Genomic DNA, 18,426 nt, shown 5'->3' with positions numbered 1-18,426 from the left:
ATAGAATCTATACGAGCCGAAAAGATCGCAGGCTACTTATGAATGGCAAAAACGTAGCGTTCAAATTTATCCAGAAGTGTACTCATATGAGCCTGTACTTCTTTAAATTCATCGGATTTGTCAAGTATAGTTACGTCTTTCTCTCGAGCTTCCAGCGAAGGGTATTGGCATTCCCATATGACAAAAGGGCCACCCGAACCGCTTAACTTTTTAAGAACCCGGCCTTTCGGTAGCCCCAGTTTAGCACGTACTTCGGACGCGTGAAGTCGCCATTTAAAAACCTCCTCTTCTTTGCCCGGTTTTGGGAAATAGAGGTTTTGCACCAGGATGGTGTCGGTTACCTGGGCCATTGAGTCGAGAGAAAGGCTACTCAGTAATACCAGCAGAAAAATGCTCATGAGGTATTTATGAAGGCTGGCTGATTTGGGTTTGACGTCAGTCATCATATGATTAATGAAAATAACCTTGAACGAATCGAGTTTACTTATACACCGATCAACGGGGCGTTTGGTACCGGCGCATTCCTACAAAAATAACCAATCCTACTGCTGCGGCAATCGCGGCATCACGAGCTTCCCGACCCGAGCTGTTGCTCAGCAACCAGCCACAAAGTAATACACTCAATCCGGCTATCAACGGGCCACCGACTACTCTGAATTGAGCCATTGGTACATCTGTACGTTGACGCAATAACGGTAAGGCCGCACAGGTTAGGGCATAATACGAAAGTCGAATAACCGTGCTCAGTGTCAGGGCATAGAGAAATGTGCCAGTTAGAGCCAATAGAAGTTGGAGCGTTGCCGTGATTAGAATCGCGGCATAGGGCGTGCGGAAGCGAGAATGAGTAGCGGCCAGCCAACCCGGCAATTGTCGCTGTTCTGCCATGGCAAATAGCAGTCGGGGACCTGTCAGCATTAGAGCGTGAAGGGTACCGACAGCTGTGAGTAAGGCTACCATCGTGATCAATAAAGCACCTTTTGGCCCCAGAAAATGGGCAGCGGCATCGGCCAGTGGTCGCTCGGAATGGGCTAGATTGGGTAAAGTACCGATACAGACAATCTGCACAGCCATAAAAAGTACTGCTACTATGCCGATTGACACCAGGAGGGATAAAGGGACGGTTTTCTGGGGCTGTTGCACTTCACCAGAGGGAATAGCGGCCACGTCAAAGCCCGAGAACGTAAAAATCAGGAGCAATACGGCTTGCGAAAACGGGCTATAATCGGGTAGTTTAGGAAAACTAAAGGCAGCTGGATCAACAAAAAATAAGCCCAATCCAGCAAATAAGCCTATTGCGCCCAATTTGCTGATGGTAAAGAGCGTGTTTACCCAGGCTGACTGTTTCACCCCGATGTAGTTGATACTGGCTAATCCAACTACCAGTAGCGTTATCAGGCCAGCTCGCTCCCCGCCAGCAGCCAGTTGTGGACGGAAAAGGGCTGCATAGCTAACAAATAGGTTGCAAATTGAGGCAAAGGCTGCCATTCGGGATAGCCAGAATAACCAGCCGACCTCAAAGCCAATGAGCGGCCCAAAGGCCACCCGTGTATATAAATAAGGGCCACCTGTTCCACTAAATCGGCTGCTTACTTCAGCAAAACAGAGAATAATTAGTGTCACGACAGCCGCGCTAGCGCCGTAAGACAGTAAACTCCAGGTATCAATCAAGGCATATACCTTGGCTGGAAGGCCCAGAATACCCGCTCCAATGGTGATGTTAATAATGAGTGCGATAAAATCGAACCGCCCAATGCCCCGAAGTAGGGGAGATGATGTCGTGGATGGATGGTTCACTCTTATGTTCGATTTAGTGATCGCCGAGACTTGCCAATGAAGTTAGCCCGAATATAGGCGATGGCGCTTAATTAAGCTGCCTGCTATCCACTCGTCCCCATGTTTGGGTTCCTTTTAAGAAAAAAGGGGAGCTTTGATTGGTAAATAAAGTTTTTTAATAGACGTTTGTAGAATCAAGCCAGAGTTCGCGCTCTGGCTCTGTTTTTAACTAATTTATCTATTTAATATATAGACTTTAAGTATTAATTATGTGACCCCTTAGTTTACGAACGAATATGACACCGACACCTACTGACACTTTAGTTCTGGAAGAATCAACAGGTCGCCAAATTATCGTTAATCTGCTTGGTTTTGACCGACTTGGTTTAGCCAATGATGTGCTTAACGCCGTCCGCCTGGACGGTCGAACCTGGTTTCAAGGCATTCGCTTCGAGTCTGATGGTGTTCGGTCGGAAGGTCATATTCGACTTGGCATTGATCGGGCCGAAACCATAGACATATTACTTCAACGACTCAACGCTATAACCGGACTTGTTCGGATAACTCAGGCTTTAGCCAGTTGACCAAGAATTACCTTTTATCAACGATAAACTACCTTCCAATGAAACGAATATCCATCCTGGCCGTAACGGCTTTATTACTAACAGGTTCCATTAGTCAGGCGCAAGTGAAGCCTGAGAACGGTTTTTGGCGAGGCACATTTACACTGGCTGGTAATCAGGAGGCTCCCTTTAATTTTGAGATCAAAGGGTCAACCGCGTGGTTACTCAATGGTACCGAACGTTTTGAGTTGAAAGGGGTGCATCAGCAAGGTGATTCACTTGTTCTACCTATCGATATCTATGACGCTGTTCTAACGGCTAAAGTTGTGAGTAATAAAACGTTATCTGGAGTTTTCAAACGGCTGAATACCACTCCCGTTGATGCGGGTATTCCATTTAGGGCCGAGTTTGGAAAACGGTATCGTTTTGTGGAAAAACCAGCGGTTGCTACCGTGAGCCTACATGGGAAATGGGATGTTACGATGGGCAATGGCAACAAAACGGTTGGCGTATTTTCGCAATCGGGTAGCAAAGTGACGGGGACTTTCCTGACTACCACGGGTGATTATCGCTTTTTCGAAGGTGTTGTACAGGGAGATGAATTTGAATTGTCGGCCTTTAGTGGTTCCAGCCCATCCTTGATAAAAGGGAAAGTTATCGGAAATGAATTATCGGCTAGCTTTATCAATTTCCGAGGCTCACAGCCCATAAAGGGAACGCGAAATGAGCAGGCAACTCTTCCTGATGCGTACACACTAACCAAACTAAAAGAAGGTACTTCATTCGATTTTACATTCCCCGACGCGTTTACCGGCAAACCTGTTTCGCTCAATGACCCGAAATACAAAGGGAAAGTTGTGGTCGTCACTATTCTGGGAAGCTGGTGCCCTAATTGTCTGGATGAGACCAGTTTTCTAGCGCCGTGGTATCGAGCTAATAAACAACGGGGAGTTGAGATCATCGGATTAGCCTTTGAGCGAAAGAATGACCCCGCCTTTGCAAAAACTCGCCTGGAAGCACTCAAATCCCGATTTGGGGTCGATTATGATATACTTTTTGCTGGCTTAGCTGATAAGAAGTATGCGTCGTCCGTGCTACCCGCCCTAAGTGAAGTTCTTTCGTTTCCGACAACGATTTACGTCAATCGTCAGGGTGAAGTGGCTAAAATTCATACCGGTTATTCGGGACCAGCTACGGGTCAATATTATGAAGAGTTTGTGAAAGAGTTCAACGCAGATATAAATCAGCTGCTGAGCGAAACGACGAGTAAAGCATCCATTAGGCAATCGGGAAAATAAAATGTCGACAAATAAATGCCTGATTTACTGATGATAGACGAGTTAATCCAGCACGCTTCAGCGAGCAGTCTCGGATAAATTGATAATATGGCTTGCTTGATCAGTTAAACTGAGGAGTTCAGGAGAAGCAAGCGTCCTGAAAAGCCGCGCCAGAATAGACAAAAAAGCCCCAAATCATAAGATTTGAGGCTTTTTGCTCCCGAAGCTGTGGTATATAATAAAGTGCAAAATGTTGATTTTCAGTGTTTTATCATTAGGTCTAGTTCTTAGAACTACCATACGTCATAAAATAATATTAAAAAATATCATTAACTTGTCTGTAATGTATTGATAGTCAATAATTTGTCTGTTATAAATAAGTAAATACTGTAAGTATATTTGATTACTACTGAGATAGCTGTTTATAGATTTTGTTTTTATAGGTTTTAGTGAAAACTTACCATAATTTATCATCAATCTCAAATATGAATCAAAATTTAAAAAAAGTACGGGCCTATCTTAAAAAATATGCTTTAGAAATAGCCATTTTGTTTTTTAGCATAATTTGTTGTTGGGTGATATGGATGTATTATTATCAGTTCCACAAATATGGATTATCCGATAACCCAGCTAATTGGGGTGTTTTTGGAGATTATATAGGTGGAATAGTAGGAAGTATATTTAGCATTATAAGTGTTGTATTATTATATTATACCTTTAAAGAACAGAGAAACAGTACTGAGCTGCAAAAATTTGAAAATAAATACTATGAATTAATAAAACTTCATAGAGATAATGTTGATGAATTAATATTATCTCACGAAAAAGGAAAGAAAATATTTGTTATTCTATTAAGGGAATTTAGGGAGGCACTAAAGATTGTAAAGGATATTAATATTAAACATCAAAAAACAACTGACAGAGAAGTGCTAATTGAGCTTGCTTATATGGTACTTTATTACGGAACGGGGCCAAACTCTACTAGAGTTTTAATAAATTCTTTACCAAATCATACCGACAACTTCGTTAGAGATTTAGCTATAAATGTAAGTAAGAGAAAAAATATAGTAAAGTTAAATCGAAAATTCTCCTTTACCCCATTTGAAGGACACCAATCTCGTTTAGCACATTACTATAGACACTTATATCAAACTATTACTTTTGTAGATTCGCAAAAATTTTTAACTGAAGAAATGAAAAAAGATTATGTAAAAACTATAAGAGCACAATTGTCTAATCATGAACAAGCGTTATTGTTTTTTAACTCTCTTTCAAGGTTGGGTAAAAATTGGAAAAACGAAGGTTTAATATTAAAGTATTCCTTAATTAAAAATTTACCAAAAAGCTTTATTGATGAACGCGAAGAAATTGATGTGAAGACTGTATTTCCAAGTTTAATATTTGAATGGGAAGAGTAAATTATAGTATTTAAAGCCAATTTGAGATTTTATAATGAGAAAAACTACGTAAAAATTCTTATCTATAATGGAAAGCGTATTACAAAGTTTAGTAACACACCAAAAAGTATATAGTCCATTTGAGTACTTAATAATAAAGGATATTTTCTCACATAGTATATATGATGAGCTGGTTAATTTGCCCGTAACCCCTCCAGAAAGATATAATGCTGAAGGGAAAAGAAATAGCAATAATAATCACATTTTTTTTAATGAGATGAATTGCAAAAAGTTCGATGTTTGTAGAAAAATTGCCGCTACTTTTCAGTCTAGGAATATTACTTCAAGTTTGGAAACAATGCTAGGAGTGAACCTTAAAGGAAGCTATTTGCGAATTGGCTATTATGTAGATAAAGATGGTTTCTGGTTACTGCCACACACTGACCTTTCCGTTAAATTAATTACAATTACAGTATATTTATCCAAAGATAAGCCTTTTGAAGACCTAGGTACAGACTTATTCGATTCTGAAAAAAAGCTAGTCTGTACAACATCTTCGGCATGCAATTCTGGTTTTATTTTTCGACCAGCAAATAATACTTGGCATGGATTTAATAAAAAAAATATTACGGGTTTGCGAAGGACGCTTGTTATTAATTATGTATCCGAGGATTGGCTGAGTCGGGAGGAACTTTGCTCTCCACAAATTAATTATTAGCATTGACTTTAATGTTATTTGCTATTAATTGGAGCCTTTCAATGCTGTTTAGCTATTTTGAAATGCAAGTAAAGAATTTCTATTCTGAATTGTGTAAGCATGATTTTTAGAAAAATATTATGAAAAAAGAAATTGCTGATAATATAGCTTTATTTATTTCTTTCTTTTCTTTAATATGCGCTGCTATATCAGGATATTATGCCCATGTTGCAGGTCGTCTTTCTAAAGGCAGTATTGCTTATAACTTTTTTTTAAGGTATTCGGATGATAAGATGCGTCAGTCACTTAGAAAAGTAGGAAAATTTAAACGAGAAAGAGATTCTAGAGATAGGTATAAAAATGAATTTATTGATGTTTGGTTTTCTGCGTTAAAAAATGAAGAAGGATGGGCTCTAGAGCTAGAAGAAGCAAGGCACATAATAAAATTTTACTACAGAGATGTAGCAACTTTATATCAAGCTGGATGCATAGATGATGAGATTGCTGAACAAATATGTAGTGCTGGAGGTATTTTTTTATTTACAGATTGTATACTGTTGTTGGAAAGAAGAGCTAATCCATTTCCATATAAAGATGAATACTTTCCTATCCCGATGATAGCTTCCAGAATGCGTAAACAGCGTGCCGAATATAAACATAAAGTATAAAACATTAATTAAGCTTTATTGCATAGTAAATGTAATTTGTTTAATATATAATATATTTTTTGTGAGTTATCAAAAATTATTTATAACTATTAATTAACTCTTTGTTAAAGCATTTAGCGCCTTTTCAAGCACCTGAATAGTTCTTTCCTTATCTTTCAAACGTTCATTCAAATCTTTGATCTTCAATTTAGCAGTTTTTAATTCATCATCTGCTCGGCTCAAATCATTTAAGCTTTCTTCTTCAAGCTCTGCAATTCGTTTTTTTTGGTTTTCGATTGTTTTCTGATTTTTCTTATACAGATCAATATAATATGCAATGTCCTCTGTTGTTGGTTGTTGCTGTCCTATTTCATAGCTCAAAATAGAGGTTACAGACATTTCGAACACTTCCGCTAATTCCTCTAAACGGTCTACTGTGATCTGAGTTAGTCCTTTCTCCATACGGGCGTAGTTGCTCTGAGCCATTCCAAGTTTCTGCGCAACTTCCTCTTGCTTAAGGTTTTTCGCTGTGCGAATGGCCTTTATGCTTTCGTATACTTTAGACATTTTTTATATATAATGATTCTAAATTTCACTTTAAAAGACCTATTTCGCATATATAATTTGGATATATATGCGAAATAGGTCTAATATTGTTGCCAATATCAAACCGCAACAATATGCAAGCAAGCGTTTTAACACCAATTAGGGAGCTTATCAGTGAAGCTTTACCCGCCAATATGCAATTTAAGCCTACGAAAGACTTTTACCAAGAAGTAGGCATAAATAAGCATCGCTTCTCCAAAATCCTACGGGGAGAAATACAGCCAGAACGAAATGAGCTACACGCAATCGCGGGTCATTTCCACATTCCAGTTCACAAACTTCTCTAAAGGCAAAAGCCCTGTAACGCGGCCAGGCGGGACAGGGCTTTTTTTTAACTAACAGTAAAATCAGTTATGACAAAGTTAAAACAAATCGACCCTGCAACAAAAGGGAAACGATTAAAACGGTTGACCGTTCAGCCCTATCTACGAGGTACTAACGTTTACCTAAAGCTATTCAGCAACGGTAAAAGCATAGCTTTTTCAACAGGTCTGACCTGTCGCCATAAGCAGTTAGATAAGAAGACATTGACGATTGAAGGCAATGAGTCTGCTACCAATCTGCTACAGGCGTTACGGGCAGATTTTCAAAGAACATACACTGATTTTCTATTGACCAAGCGAACGCCCGATTTACGGGAGATTCGGGATGTGGTTTTACAGAAGGCAAGTGCTGATCCTAGCATACCAACGCTGATAGAGTGCTTAGAGACTTTTTTTAAGAATGAGTTTAAGGCATTAGAGGGTATTGACTTTGAGCGCAAGACGGTTGAGAAGAAACAGTTCATTGTACAACGTATAAAGCAATACGTTATCACTTACCATAATAACCCACATTTTAAGCTAAGCGACCTGAAATTAGTAGACGCTCAGAACTTGGTTAACTTCTGCAAACGAACGTTTGGACATGGCCATAATCACGCTGTTTTACATGCTGAATTCCTGAAACGTACTTGTAACTATGCCATTGCGAACGAGTGGCTAGATAAAAACCCATTTGCTTTCTTTCGGCCAAAACGAGACCGTAAAGACGTAGTTGCCCTACGTGAAGCTGACATTCGAGCTTTGGAAAACATGGTTTTCGTTGGTCGAGAGTACAACTATGTGAAAGACGTTTTCCTATTCTGTTGTGCTACTGGGTTGGCTTACGTTGATGTTAGTCAGTTAAATGCTTCCCATATCGTTGCACTTGAAAATGAGAGTCAGCTTATTAAAATTAGACGTGGTAAGAACGGGAATATGTGCGTTATTCCGTTAGTCCCTAAAGCGTTGCAGATTCTTCATAAGTACAGTAATAACCCCGATTGTCTAGTCAATAACCGACTTTTGCCCGTTTATGCCAATCAGGTCATGAACCGGATTTTAAAGGAAATACAGGCCATTTGTAAAATTCAAGTTCGGCTTACTACCCACGTAGCCCGTAAAACTTGTGCGTCGTTTTATATCGCTAATGGTGTGCCTTTAACGAGTGTTGCCACCATGTTAGGTCATAAGAAAACTAGTACAACCGAATTGTACTATACCGAACGGACAGAGGAAGCTGTCATTCGTCATATTAATGAATTTCAGGCTCGTAGGAACGACGAACAGCCATTGAGCGAAGCCGTATAACAAAAAAGCACGCTCCTGCCAGAGCGTGCTTTTCATTCATTTTTTCAACGCAAAAACAAATATATGAAATCCAATACAAACGACGAGCAAAACTCGGAAGGGCAACCTATTATCCAACGAATCCAAAAATTTCTATTTGATAAGCACGAATACCGAGTAAACATCGTGTCGAACCAATTAGAACGCAAAAGCAAAGCCGCTTCTGAATGGGAGTTAGTTAATATGGCTGACATTGAGTTTGAACTATTCAACGCGAATTTTAAAGGGTTTAAAGACCCTTTGCGAGCCTTATTCGGCTCTAGGTTGATTCCTAGATACGACCCATTCACAACCTACTTTGATGGCTTGCCTAAATGGGACGAATCGCAACCTAATTACATTGAACAATTAGCCGACTTTGTTCAAACCGATGACCGGATTTGGTGGAAACGAATGTTTAAAAAATGGCTGGTTCGAGCCGTTGGGCAAGCAATTGGCAAAATTCCATTTAACAAACAATGTCTAACCTTAGTCGGAAAACAGAATGATGGTAAGACTACTTTCCTAGATTTTCTCATTCCAGAGGGCTTAAAAAACTACGCCAAAAAGGGATTTGATTTTGGCCACAAAGACGGCAAGTTTTCGCTGATTCAGAACTTCTTTATCAACTTGGATGAATTAGCTTCCTTCGAGAAAAAGGAACTGAATAATGAGTTTAAGACAGTACTCTCTGAAAGTACGGTCAAGTTCCGGTTACTGTTTCAAAACATTGAAACTCCCTTTCCTCGTCGCGCAAGCTTTGTTGCTAGTACCAACCAGTTTGAGTTTTTGACCGATGAAACGGGAAACGTTCGCTGGCTTCCGTTCGTGGTTAAGTACATTCAACATGATGCCGGAGGGCCGAACGGATACGCGGCTGTCATTGACATTGACCGGGTTTGGGCGCAAGCTTTAACGTTGCTAAATGACCCCATGTTCTATTGTAACATGACACCCGATGAAATCAGCCATCAAGAGATACTAAACCGCCGTTTTTTACGGACAACGACCGAAATGGAAGTGATCAGTAAATATTATCTACCAAGCGAAAAGGGCGATAGTGAAGCGATCTTCTGTACGGCATCTGACATAGAAGAATATCTGCGTGGTAAAGTGTCCTTGCGGCTACACAGAACGCAAATCGGTACAGCTATGAGCGTAATGGGCTTTCCGAAGGAATCTGGCTACAGCAAGGAAAAAGGGTACTCCCATAAAGGCTATTATGTCAAAATGAAGTAAACCTACTTACTCGGTTACTCGAAGTAGTATTATCTACTATAAATCAATCACTTATAACTAATTATTCGAGTAGATAAGAAGTTACTCGTTTTGTCTTGTATCTCGAAATTAAGGCAAAAAACGAGTCAAGCTTAAAAGTTGATTACTCGAAATACTTGATTTAATCTATTGATTATAAATAAGATAAGTTGAAGAGTAGGCGAGTAGTAGAGTTTTCACCGCTAAAGAAAAAGGAAATGAGAACCAAAGAACAGATTGAGCAATTAAAGACTATCCCGATTACGGAATATTTGAGTCAACAGGGGTTACAGCCTGTAAAAACGAATGGTGCTGAACTGGTTTACTATTCGCCTAAAAATGAGGAACACACCCCTTCCTTTTTTGTCAATCCCCAAAAGAACGTCTTTCATGATTTTAGTGGACTAGGGGAGCAAGGTGATATAATCCGGCTTATTCAGTATATCACTGGCTGTAGCTTTATGCAAGCGATTGATGTACTAGAAGCCCTAAAACCGGAAGGAAACCAATCCTTTTCTTTTAGCGGTCAAAATTCCGCTCCAACCAATCAACAAACAACCGCCGAAATCATAACCATTCAGCCCCTACGAAATCGGGCCTTGATTAATTATGTGGCCAGCCGTAAAATATCCTACGCTATTGCTTCAATCTATTTAAAGGAGGTTTATTACCGAATAAAGCAGAAGCAATACTACGCGGTTGGATTTGGCAATGAGAAGGGTGGATTTGAGTTAAGAAGCCAGCACTTTCAAGGAGGGACTTCGCCCAAGTGGTTTACCTACCTATCGGCTCAAAGCACAGTCACAATCAACCTTTTTGAAGGTGTATTTGATTTTCTGTCCTGTTGTCAGTTGTTCAACACACAAAGGCTAAAGAATCCGACTATTGTTTTAAACTCACTTTCATTCATAAACAATGCCTTACCGATCTTATCTGAGTACGCTATGGTAAATGCTTTCTTGGATAATGATAAGTCCGGCAAGATAGCTTTAGAGCGTCTTAAGAAAGAAGGGTTGAATGTTCGGGACTGCTCCCATTATTACCCAAATAGTAAAGACTTCAACGAGCATCTAATGAATAATTACATTACCTGATATATAGTCCTATACCAAAATAGGCTTTTCGATGGCTTTAGGCGGGCTTTGGGGAGGCTATGGACGGTATAAAGAAGGTCTATCAGATGACTATCGAATGACAAAGCCAGTTCTTTCACAGATTTAACGCGTACATTGACATGAAGACAAACAATAAAATTAAAGAAGGCAAAAACGGACTTCGTAATTACCAGTTCGAGAAGGTGCAAAAAGGTAAACGGATATATAGCCAAAGATGGCCCGGTAGCTATCAAGAATTTACGAACTTCTTCTATACCAAGAAATGCCTATACTGTAATAAGGAGTTTGAGGGCAAAAGGGTTGATGCTACTTACTGCTGTCAGGGTTGCCAGAAGGCACATCTAAGATTAAGGAAAATGTGAGATAATAGAATAACAGGTAGTTGTAATCCTATTTACCTGTTATTCCTATTTTATTAAGTATGTTGCCTTTTTCAAGGGTTGTAATGATTTCATAGATGATTTCAAATATATCTGAGGTTTTAATATTAATACTCTCAGATATATTATTTCTCAAATTGAGTTCAGCCCCTTTAAAATAACTACAATCTCCTCTATACTTATTATCGTATTTCCAAGGCAGTTGAATTGAGAATTTCTTGTTGAAAATATATACATTTGGTAAATTAGCAATTGATCGAAAAGAATTATTTCCTAGTGATTCAATTGATATATCATAACAAATTTCAATTGGGTTATCTATATGCTTCGCAATATGAAAAATGAGATACAAAGATTTAAGTAAATTCTCATTATTGGTTTGGCTATTTTCGAAGCTATTTGAATTATTTTTTATTAAATCCTGAATACATAATTTTAGCCTATTATAGTCCCCCATCATAATTGATAAAATTCTAATAATATTAAGGAAAGAAATGTCATTAGAGCTGACGTAGAATTCTTTACTATTCATATCAAAAGCTCCCATTACATTATGATGGTATTCTGTACGGTAGTCAGAGTATGCGTCCTTTAAATGAAAGCTGCTTTTTATTATTGCAAATTCTCTAAAAAAATCGCTTTTCCTTTTGTCAATAAAATATTTAGATTTTATTATATTTCTAACATTTAATTTGCTTCTTCTTACGAATTCTTTTAATATTATCTTAAGTAAAAAAATAGCATTTTCATCCTTAACTAAAGGAGCAATATAAGAGTCGCAAAAATATAATAAAGCTAGATTGTTGTCGAACCTAAAAATATCGTTAGAATAAAATTTGTCAATATAACCCTCGAAATCGAGTCCAATTCCATAGCGATGTTCAAATGCACGTTGAATATTATCTATGTCACATACTATAATTATCTTGTCGAAATCAAACTTATTTTTTGATTCATAATAGTTATTGTTGTGAGCACTAAAAACATTTAATATTCTAAAAATATGTTCAGGGTCTAATCTGTCAAGATCATCTACAACTAAAGTGATTAAGTTGTTTTCTTTTGTCTTCAAATGGTTTATTGCTTGTCGGATAATCTGTGTAATTAAATCATCTTCATATATTGAGCCTTTTAACATAGAATGAAATTCTAGAAAGTTAATAGCCTTCTCTGTTTCGCTTTTTTGCCTATGCTTATCTTTGAATTTATTAAAATTAGAATTTAGTTCAAGTAATTTTGTCCAAGATTCACTAATAACTTTGGCTTTCTCGTCAAAATTTCCTAAAAAATCCACTAAAGTTTTTAGCGCTTCATCTGTGTGATATATTAAGTATTGTTGAATTAGTAAATTATTTTTAAATTCAGTCTTTTCATTCGAGATAAGATCAAATGATTTTAATAACTGCATTACTAGGTCAAATTTAATACACTCGAAAATATTTTCGTTACTACTTATCGAGTAATTAACAGGTGAAATGCGGAATGTTGTTGACTCACTTCCTTTAAAGAAGCTATCTAAAAAATAGGTCTTGCCAGAACCAAAACGGCCTGAAAAAAGTATACGATCATTACTTGGCTCTTCAAAATGTGTACTAAACAATTCTGTAGCATTGGTAACGTCAATCTGCATACGAGTATATTTTATGTAACATTCAAATATATAGAAGCCATACGATTATTACATCTGTAACACAAAAAAGCCCCAAATCATAAGATTTGAGGCTTTTTGCTCCCGAAGCTGGGCTCGAACCAGCGACCCTCTGATTAACAGTCTTTTCCATTCATAAATAATAGATAGGTGACGGTTTAGTAATACTATTGAATAACAGTGTATTACCTTAAAATGAGTAGTAATCGTTTAGTTTTAAGGCTTGTTTATTTCGGGTTTATGTATGCAAATTTGTATGCAAACGGTTTGGCCCTCTGATTATTGATCCTCCGATCAACAGCAGGAAGCCTAACCAACCTAAATCCGACTATGAGCGCCATTGTAAGTCTTTACCTGGATACCCGTCGACAAAAAAACGACGGTACGTTTCCCGCCAAACTACGCGTTACCTTTCAGCGCAAACAGCAGTATTATCCAACCGGAATCAATCTGACTGAATCGCAATGGGAGAAGGTCGGAAAGCCCAAACCCCGAGAAGATTATATTCGGGACGCTAAACGGTTGCTGGAAAATTTCAGTAATCGAGCGGAGAAGATCATTCGGGAAATGCCATTATTTACGTTTGACGAATTTGAATCCCGTTACGTAGGTAGTACTGAGTCCCCATCTGGTAGCGTATTTGCTGGATTTGAGCGTTATATTGAGCAGTTGAAAAAGGAAAGTAGAGCTGGTACCGCCAGTAGCTACCAGTGTGCTGTAAATGCTCTGCAACACTATCACCAGCGTAAAGCCCTGTTGACTTACCAAGAAATTGATCCTGCCTGGTTAAAAGGCTTTGAGCAATGGATGATCAATAACGGGAACTCCATTACAACAGTCGGCATCTATCTGCGCTCGCTGCGGACTATCTACAACCAGGCAGTTGAGGATGGTATAGTCGATCGGGATATTTATCCCTTCACCAAGCGCCGATATCAGATACCTACTGGCCGCAATACCAAAAAAGCCCTGACCATTGCCGATATCGAGAAGATTTTTCGGTATGCGGCCGAACCGGGCAGCGCGGAGGAAAAGGCGCGGGATCTGTGGCTATTTTCCTACTTGTGTAACGGCATGAACCCTAAAGACATCGCCCGGCTGACCTATCAACAGATAGGAGAGAAACAGATCCGGTTTGTCCGGGCCAAGACCGAACGCACCAAGCGGGATGTAAAAGCGATTACGGTGGCCGTTACCGATGACGTTCGGCGTATTATTGACAAATGGGGCCAAAAGCCAATTAGTCCCCAAAAGTACGTATTCGATGCACTGGAGCCGGGCATCAGCGCCGAGCGGGAACTGGCTCTGGTACGCCAGTTTACCAAAACCATTAACAAGTATATCGGCCGGATTGCCCAGAGCCTGGGCATTGACAAAGACGTAACGACTTACACCGCCCGTCATTCCTTCAGTACCGTGCTCAAGCGCTCCGGTGCTCCAATCGAGTTTATCAGCGAAAGCCTGGGCCACCAGGACATTCGAACGACCGAGAGTTACCTGGATAGCTTCGAAGACGATGTGAAGCTTCAGTACGCTAATGCATTGACTTCCTTTCGGTCGACTCCTGAACCAGAACAGAGCTAGCCCCTCCTTTTCAAGCCCTAAGGTCATTTCTGAAATTGACTTGGCCAAGCAACTTGGGATCCATCTTTAGGGGCTGCAATAAAATTTGCAAAAAGTTGAAGATTGACTTTTTTGGTAATTATTTTTTAATGTATTTTGTTGTTTTAAAGCCTTACTTACAATTTGTAATAAAAGGAGTAGCAAAACAAACGAATACAAATTATGATTGGCCAACAAGTAATAGTAACCTCATTTACGTCTGAGCAGTTCACCGACTTTATGAAGATGATCGTTCGCTCAGAAGTTCGATCGGAACTGGCTAGCTATGTGCCAGCAGCTCCTAAGGTGGTGGCTCTGCCCGATTTTCCTTCTAAGCGCCAAACCAAAGAGGCATTGGGCGTTACCAACATGACGCTCACAAACTGGTCTAAACCAACCAAGGAGCGTCCTGCCCTTTTGATCCCATTTAAAATAGGGTCTCGTATTCGGTATCGCCGGGAGGACGTGCTGGCTCTGCTCAATGATCCCAAGAGGCTGAGTGCCATTCAGAATAAAGTAAGCGAATGATCAGGCCGACCTTGTGCGCGCCCCTAATTATAATCGAAACCTTACTTTACAACTGACTGAGCTGTGAATAATCCCTTTCAAGAACTAGCCGACCGGCTCGCTAATATTGAGTCTTTGCTGACGGGCTTAGCCCAGTCGCCTGCCTTGACGCCGACAAAGATTGAGTCTGACCCGCTTAATGTATCCCAAGTTGCCCAATTATTGGGCCTCACGAATCAGACCATTTACGATAAGGTTCATGACAACACTTTGCCCCATGTCAAGCAGGGGAATCGGATTTATTTCTTCAGGGATGAGCTGATCCAGTGGCTCAAGTCAGGTCGCCAGCAAACAAGCGATGAGCTACAAGCGAAGGCCAGCCAGGTAGTGGGAACTACGCTGTCAACGCGCCGACGCCGGGGAGGTCGTCAACAGCAATGACTACGAATCCGCAACATCTGGCCAGCCTTAACCCGGCGCAGAAATCACGAACTAGGTTAAGACCCTGTGGACAGCGGCTACTCAGTAAAAAAGGAGGTGTACCATTATGAGCCTACAGAACCCACAACCGGACACCTCCTCGCAAGAACACAATAAAAGTACGGCCTATCTACCGCAGAATCAAGCCCCGCCCGTTAAGATCAATTATTACCGTTTGTTGGAATGGTTTTGGGAGGAAGTACCCTATAGACCAGGCTACAAATCGGAATATGGGTCCACCTTTCTGGCCATCATCGATTCGATCAATCGAAATGCACAACGAGAACTCTGGCGGGAAACGGCCATCGACTTTGATCGGCTCATCAATAAAATTCGGTGTTCAAAGCGAATGTACTACGAGGCCTTGAAGTGGCTTCGGCAGGAAGATTTACTGCTCTATATACCGGGTCGTAATGAACACGCCATGGCCCGGTTTCATGTGGGTGCCTTGATTCCACTAGAGGTGCAAAAACGCACTTCTAGTGACACCGCTACTATCGAAGTAGAGGTGCAAAAACGCACCTCTAGTGACACCGCTACTATCGAAGTAGAGGTGCAAAAACGCACTTCTAGTGATACCTCTACTGCCGAAGCTGTGGTGCAAAAATGCACTTCTAGTGCTACCTCTACTAGCACCTCTGGCGCACCTATTAATAAGGATATACCTATTACCTATATACCTACTACAAATAAAGCGCCCGTCGTTCCGACGTTTGATGTGTTTTGGAATGCCTATGACTACAAAGTAGGCCGTAAGGATTGTCAAAAAAAATGGGACCGATTAGCGCCCGAAGACAAGGTGGCTATTCTGACCGTTCTACCGGCCTATGTTCAAGCTACCCCAGAGGGTGGGTTTCCGGCTCGAAAGCACCCGCTCACCTTTCTGAATGGGGAGTCCTGGAAAGATGAGGACATTGGCAAAATCCGCCTTCGCGCTACTTCCTCAACCCATGCCCCTGGAACTACTGATCGACCTCAATCCCGCAGCTCACCCAAAGGCCTGAGTGCCCTTACTTGATCATGAACACCCTAAACGAGAATTTATTTAACCTAAAGCTAGAGGCTGGGCTCTTGGGAGCCATCCTGATTGAGCCAACCCTGATACGCTCAGCCTTGGCCAAACTCAAACAGGAAACCAGCTTCTTTCACTACGCCCACCGGGAGGTTTACCGGGCGATGCTGGAGCTGCAGGCCGAAGGTATCCAACCAGAGGTCATTGACGTAACGCATCGCCTTCGTGGAAATGGCTCCAGGCTGACCGCCGTGGACATCCTGGAATTAACCCGTGAGGCCTCATTACCCAATTTTGACATCCGATGTATTCAGGTGTATGAGCTGTATCACCGACGGCAAGCCCAGGCCGCTGCTTTAGCCTACGCTCGGGATCTGGAAAACCCCTCGACCGATGTACTGCAGGCGGGCCATCAATTTCGCCAGCATATGGATCGGATGGAAAGCAATTTGCCGGACCGACGGGCGAAAGTACTGACCGACGTAACCCGGGCCGTCCTGGAAGAAATGAGCCAGCAGGGGCGTCACCTAATCAAGTCGGGTATTCGCTTGTTTGACGAAGCGATTGGCGGCTATGAACCTGGTTGTTTGTACGTTCTGGCTGGGAGGCCTTCGATGGGCAAATCAGCTTATCTGTGTCAACAACTCGACGGTATCGCCGTTAAACAGAAAATTCCGCTTGGCCTACTGCTTTTGGAAGGAACTGACAAATCGATCGTTCGACGACTCTCGACTCGATATTGTGGCTTTAGCGTAGAGGACATTCGTTTAGGCAACACCAATCGAGATTTAGTGGCACAAGCCCTGGCCATCGTGGCGCAGGCTCCCTTAGAAATTGACGATTTGCCTTGTTCGCTTGACCGGTTAGAGTCCCGCATCACCCGGCTGGTACTGAATGGGGCTCAAATCATCTTTGTCGACTACCTGCAACGAGTTCGGGACTACCGACCCCGAGCCACAGCGATGGAAACCATTACGGCTATCTCGGGCACGCTGAAGGATCTAGCCAAGCAACTCAACGTACCCATTGTGGCCTTGTCTCAGCTTTCCCGTGAACCCGACCGGCGGAGTAATTGGGAGAAGCGTCCGATTATGAGTGATTTGCGGGGTTCGGGTGATCTGGAACAGGATGCGGATGGTATTTTCTTTCTGTTCCGGCCCGAATACTACCACTTAGAAGCGTATAGGGATGGCATCCCAACGGCCAATCTGACCGAGATCCACATTGCCAAAAGCCGAGATGGGGTGATTCGAACTGGTGACGATCCGGTAGTCTTATATCACCGGCTCAAGTATTCGGCTTATTACAGCAGCCGGGGCGAGTTTGAAAATGGGGAGCCGATCGGCGTAACGATTCAGCCAGGGCAAGAAGGATTTTAACCAAGCCAACCATGTTACGAAGCACACATAGACTGGATTACCAGTCAGTCCCCGATCAGGAAGTAGAAGAGATGGGACTGCACTTTGTTTTACCTGAATTCGCCGATCAGGCCTGCGATTGCCTCCGGGAATCCGCTCCTAACTTTGATCGATTCGCCCAGGAGTCGTTCGAGCAATTTATCGCCCGGCTGCAGCTCCGCTATTGCCCGACGTTTAACGCGTTGGTAGGTGACAAATGCAGTCACTATACGACTGGGGATCTTTCCCAGCTTTACTGGTTCCATGACTGTTGTTCGATGGGGGGCAGTTACCGAACGCTGGTGGCGGTGACCAGTTGGCCAGGCATTCGCCTGAAAACGGACGTCGAACTGGAAGCGCAACAGCAAAGGCTTGACGAGCTATTTGCCGAAATAAAGCGATTAGCCACGACCCATTCAACGTCGGTAGCCACTTGATTC

Annotated in this window: 18 protein-coding genes; 14 read left to right on the top strand and 4 right to left on the bottom strand. The window is 41.5% G+C overall.

What is annotated here, in order from left to right:
* Positions 1-32 precede the first annotated feature (32 nt).
* Entirely contained in the window at positions 33-446 is a 414-nt protein-coding gene (locus tag GO755_RS04660; RefSeq protein WP_157583569.1) for a hypothetical protein, read from the bottom strand.
* A 49-nt stretch (positions 447-495) separates the two neighbouring features.
* Entirely contained in the window at positions 496-1,794 is a 1,299-nt protein-coding gene (locus GO755_RS04655; protein WP_317165792.1) for an APC family permease, read from the bottom strand.
* A 275-nt stretch (positions 1,795-2,069) separates the two neighbouring features.
* Here GO755_RS04655 and GO755_RS04650 point away from each other — a divergent pair, with 275 nt between their 5' ends.
* The 5 genes from GO755_RS04650 to GO755_RS04630 all read left to right on the top strand — a co-directional run bounded on the left by GO755_RS04650 (position 2,070) and on the right by GO755_RS04630 (position 6,375).
* Positions 2,070-2,357: a hypothetical protein gene (locus tag GO755_RS04650; RefSeq protein ID WP_157583568.1), complete on the top strand. Its 288-nt coding sequence runs from the start codon at positions 2,070-2,072 to the stop codon at positions 2,355-2,357.
* Between the two features lie 38 nt (positions 2,358-2,395).
* Entirely contained in the window at positions 2,396-3,634 is a 1,239-nt protein-coding gene (locus GO755_RS04645; protein WP_157583566.1) for a TlpA disulfide reductase family protein, read from the top strand.
* Between the two features lie 464 nt (positions 3,635-4,098).
* The gene (locus GO755_RS04640) at positions 4,099-5,031 is read left to right on the top strand and encodes a putative phage abortive infection protein (RefSeq protein WP_157583564.1); all 933 of its coding nucleotides are present in this window, start codon (positions 4,099-4,101) and stop codon (positions 5,029-5,031) included.
* 67 nt (positions 5,032-5,098) lie between these two features.
* Positions 5,099-5,728, top strand: a complete 630-nt coding sequence (locus GO755_RS04635) for a 2OG-Fe(II) oxygenase (RefSeq protein ID WP_157583562.1) — start codon at positions 5,099-5,101, stop codon at positions 5,726-5,728.
* A gap of 119 nt (positions 5,729-5,847) precedes the next feature.
* Positions 5,848-6,375, top strand: coding sequence for a hypothetical protein (locus GO755_RS04630; RefSeq protein WP_157583560.1), 528 nt, complete (start codon positions 5,848-5,850; stop codon positions 6,373-6,375).
* A gap of 93 nt (positions 6,376-6,468) precedes the next feature.
* Here GO755_RS04630 and GO755_RS04625 read toward each other — a convergent pair whose 3' ends face one another.
* Positions 6,469-6,921, bottom strand: a complete 453-nt coding sequence (locus GO755_RS04625; RefSeq protein WP_157583557.1) for a helix-turn-helix domain-containing protein — start codon at positions 6,919-6,921, stop codon at positions 6,469-6,471.
* A gap of 392 nt (positions 6,922-7,313) precedes the next feature.
* Here GO755_RS04625 and GO755_RS04620 point away from each other — a divergent pair, with 392 nt between their 5' ends.
* The 3 genes from GO755_RS04620 to GO755_RS04610 all read left to right on the top strand — a co-directional run bounded on the left by GO755_RS04620 (position 7,314) and on the right by GO755_RS04610 (position 10,939).
* The gene (locus GO755_RS04620; protein WP_157583555.1) at positions 7,314-8,570 is read left to right on the top strand and encodes a site-specific integrase; all 1,257 of its coding nucleotides are present in this window, start codon (positions 7,314-7,316) and stop codon (positions 8,568-8,570) included.
* A gap of 63 nt (positions 8,571-8,633) precedes the next feature.
* Entirely contained in the window at positions 8,634-9,827 is a 1,194-nt protein-coding gene (locus GO755_RS04615; protein ID WP_157583553.1) for a VapE domain-containing protein, read from the top strand.
* Between the two features lie 236 nt (positions 9,828-10,063).
* On the top strand, positions 10,064-10,939 hold the full coding sequence (locus GO755_RS04610) for a toprim domain-containing protein (protein ID WP_157583551.1): 876 nt from the start codon (positions 10,064-10,066) through the stop codon (positions 10,937-10,939).
* 411 nt (positions 10,940-11,350) lie between these two features.
* Here GO755_RS04610 and GO755_RS04605 read toward each other — a convergent pair whose 3' ends face one another.
* Positions 11,351-12,970 carry a P-loop NTPase fold protein gene (locus GO755_RS04605; protein WP_157583549.1) on the bottom strand — a complete coding sequence of 540 codons (1,620 nt, stop codon included), beginning with the start codon at positions 12,968-12,970 and terminating at the stop codon, positions 11,351-11,353.
* 348 nt (positions 12,971-13,318) lie between these two features.
* On the opposite strand from GO755_RS04605, the gene GO755_RS04600 reads away from it, so the two are divergent.
* The 6 genes from GO755_RS04600 to GO755_RS04575 all read left to right on the top strand — a co-directional run bounded on the left by GO755_RS04600 (position 13,319) and on the right by GO755_RS04575 (position 18,423).
* Entirely contained in the window at positions 13,319-14,572 is a 1,254-nt protein-coding gene (locus tag GO755_RS04600) for a site-specific integrase (RefSeq protein WP_157583547.1), read from the top strand.
* A 201-nt stretch (positions 14,573-14,773) separates the two neighbouring features.
* Positions 14,774-15,118, top strand: a complete 345-nt coding sequence (locus GO755_RS04595) for a DNA-binding protein (protein ID WP_227686862.1) — start codon at positions 14,774-14,776, stop codon at positions 15,116-15,118.
* Between the two features lie 63 nt (positions 15,119-15,181).
* A complete protein-coding gene (locus tag GO755_RS04590; protein WP_157583545.1) occupies positions 15,182-15,538 on the top strand; it encodes a helix-turn-helix domain-containing protein in 357 nt (118 codons plus the stop codon).
* Positions 15,539-15,644: 106 nt separating this feature from the next.
* The gene (locus tag GO755_RS04585; RefSeq protein WP_157583543.1) at positions 15,645-16,595 is read left to right on the top strand and encodes a hypothetical protein; all 951 of its coding nucleotides are present in this window, start codon (positions 15,645-15,647) and stop codon (positions 16,593-16,595) included.
* Between the two features lie 2 nt (positions 16,596-16,597).
* Positions 16,598-17,968 (top strand): replicative DNA helicase, encoded by a 1,371-nt coding sequence (locus GO755_RS04580; RefSeq protein WP_157583541.1) that lies wholly within the window; start codon positions 16,598-16,600, stop codon positions 17,966-17,968.
* An 11-nt stretch (positions 17,969-17,979) separates the two neighbouring features.
* The gene (locus GO755_RS04575) at positions 17,980-18,423 is read left to right on the top strand and encodes a hypothetical protein (protein ID WP_157583539.1); all 444 of its coding nucleotides are present in this window, start codon (positions 17,980-17,982) and stop codon (positions 18,421-18,423) included.
* Positions 18,424-18,426 lie beyond the last annotated feature (3 nt).

Origin of the sequence: Spirosoma arboris, from assembly GCF_009754945.1 — a bacterium.
Lineage (GTDB): Bacteria > Bacteroidota > Bacteroidia > Cytophagales > Spirosomataceae > Spirosoma > Spirosoma arboris.
This window is presented reverse-complemented; position numbering and strand designations above follow the sequence as displayed.

Excerpts from the sequence above, each read along its gene's own strand:
- GO755_RS04660 (WP_157583569.1), bottom strand. The coding sequence starts at position 446 with ATGATGACTGACGTCAAACCCAAATCAGCCAGCCTTCATAAATACCTC.
- GO755_RS04650 (WP_157583568.1), top strand. The coding sequence starts at position 2,070 with ATGACACCGACACCTACTGACACTTTAGTTCTGGAAGAATCAACAGGT.
- GO755_RS04645 (WP_157583566.1), top strand. The coding sequence starts at position 2,396 with ATGAAACGAATATCCATCCTGGCCGTAACGGCTTTATTACTAACAGGT.
- GO755_RS04640 (WP_157583564.1), top strand. The coding sequence starts at position 4,099 with ATGAATCAAAATTTAAAAAAAGTACGGGCCTATCTTAAAAAATATGCT.
- GO755_RS04635 (WP_157583562.1), top strand. The coding sequence starts at position 5,099 with ATGGAAAGCGTATTACAAAGTTTAGTAACACACCAAAAAGTATATAGT.
- GO755_RS04630 (WP_157583560.1), top strand. The coding sequence starts at position 5,848 with ATGAAAAAAGAAATTGCTGATAATATAGCTTTATTTATTTCTTTCTTT.
- GO755_RS04625 (WP_157583557.1), bottom strand. The coding sequence starts at position 6,921 with ATGTCTAAAGTATACGAAAGCATAAAGGCCATTCGCACAGCGAAAAAC.
- GO755_RS04620 (WP_157583555.1), top strand. The coding sequence starts at position 7,314 with ATGACAAAGTTAAAACAAATCGACCCTGCAACAAAAGGGAAACGATTA.
- GO755_RS04615 (WP_157583553.1), top strand. The coding sequence starts at position 8,634 with ATGAAATCCAATACAAACGACGAGCAAAACTCGGAAGGGCAACCTATT.
- GO755_RS04610 (WP_157583551.1), top strand. The coding sequence starts at position 10,064 with ATGAGAACCAAAGAACAGATTGAGCAATTAAAGACTATCCCGATTACG.
- GO755_RS04605 (WP_157583549.1), bottom strand. The coding sequence starts at position 12,970 with ATGCAGATTGACGTTACCAATGCTACAGAATTGTTTAGTACACATTTT.
- GO755_RS04600 (WP_157583547.1), top strand. The coding sequence starts at position 13,319 with ATGAGCGCCATTGTAAGTCTTTACCTGGATACCCGTCGACAAAAAAAC.
- GO755_RS04595 (WP_227686862.1), top strand. The coding sequence starts at position 14,774 with ATGATTGGCCAACAAGTAATAGTAACCTCATTTACGTCTGAGCAGTTC.
- GO755_RS04585 (WP_157583543.1), top strand. The coding sequence starts at position 15,645 with ATGAGCCTACAGAACCCACAACCGGACACCTCCTCGCAAGAACACAAT.
- GO755_RS04580 (WP_157583541.1), top strand. The coding sequence starts at position 16,598 with ATGAACACCCTAAACGAGAATTTATTTAACCTAAAGCTAGAGGCTGGG.
- GO755_RS04575 (WP_157583539.1), top strand. The coding sequence starts at position 17,980 with ATGTTACGAAGCACACATAGACTGGATTACCAGTCAGTCCCCGATCAG.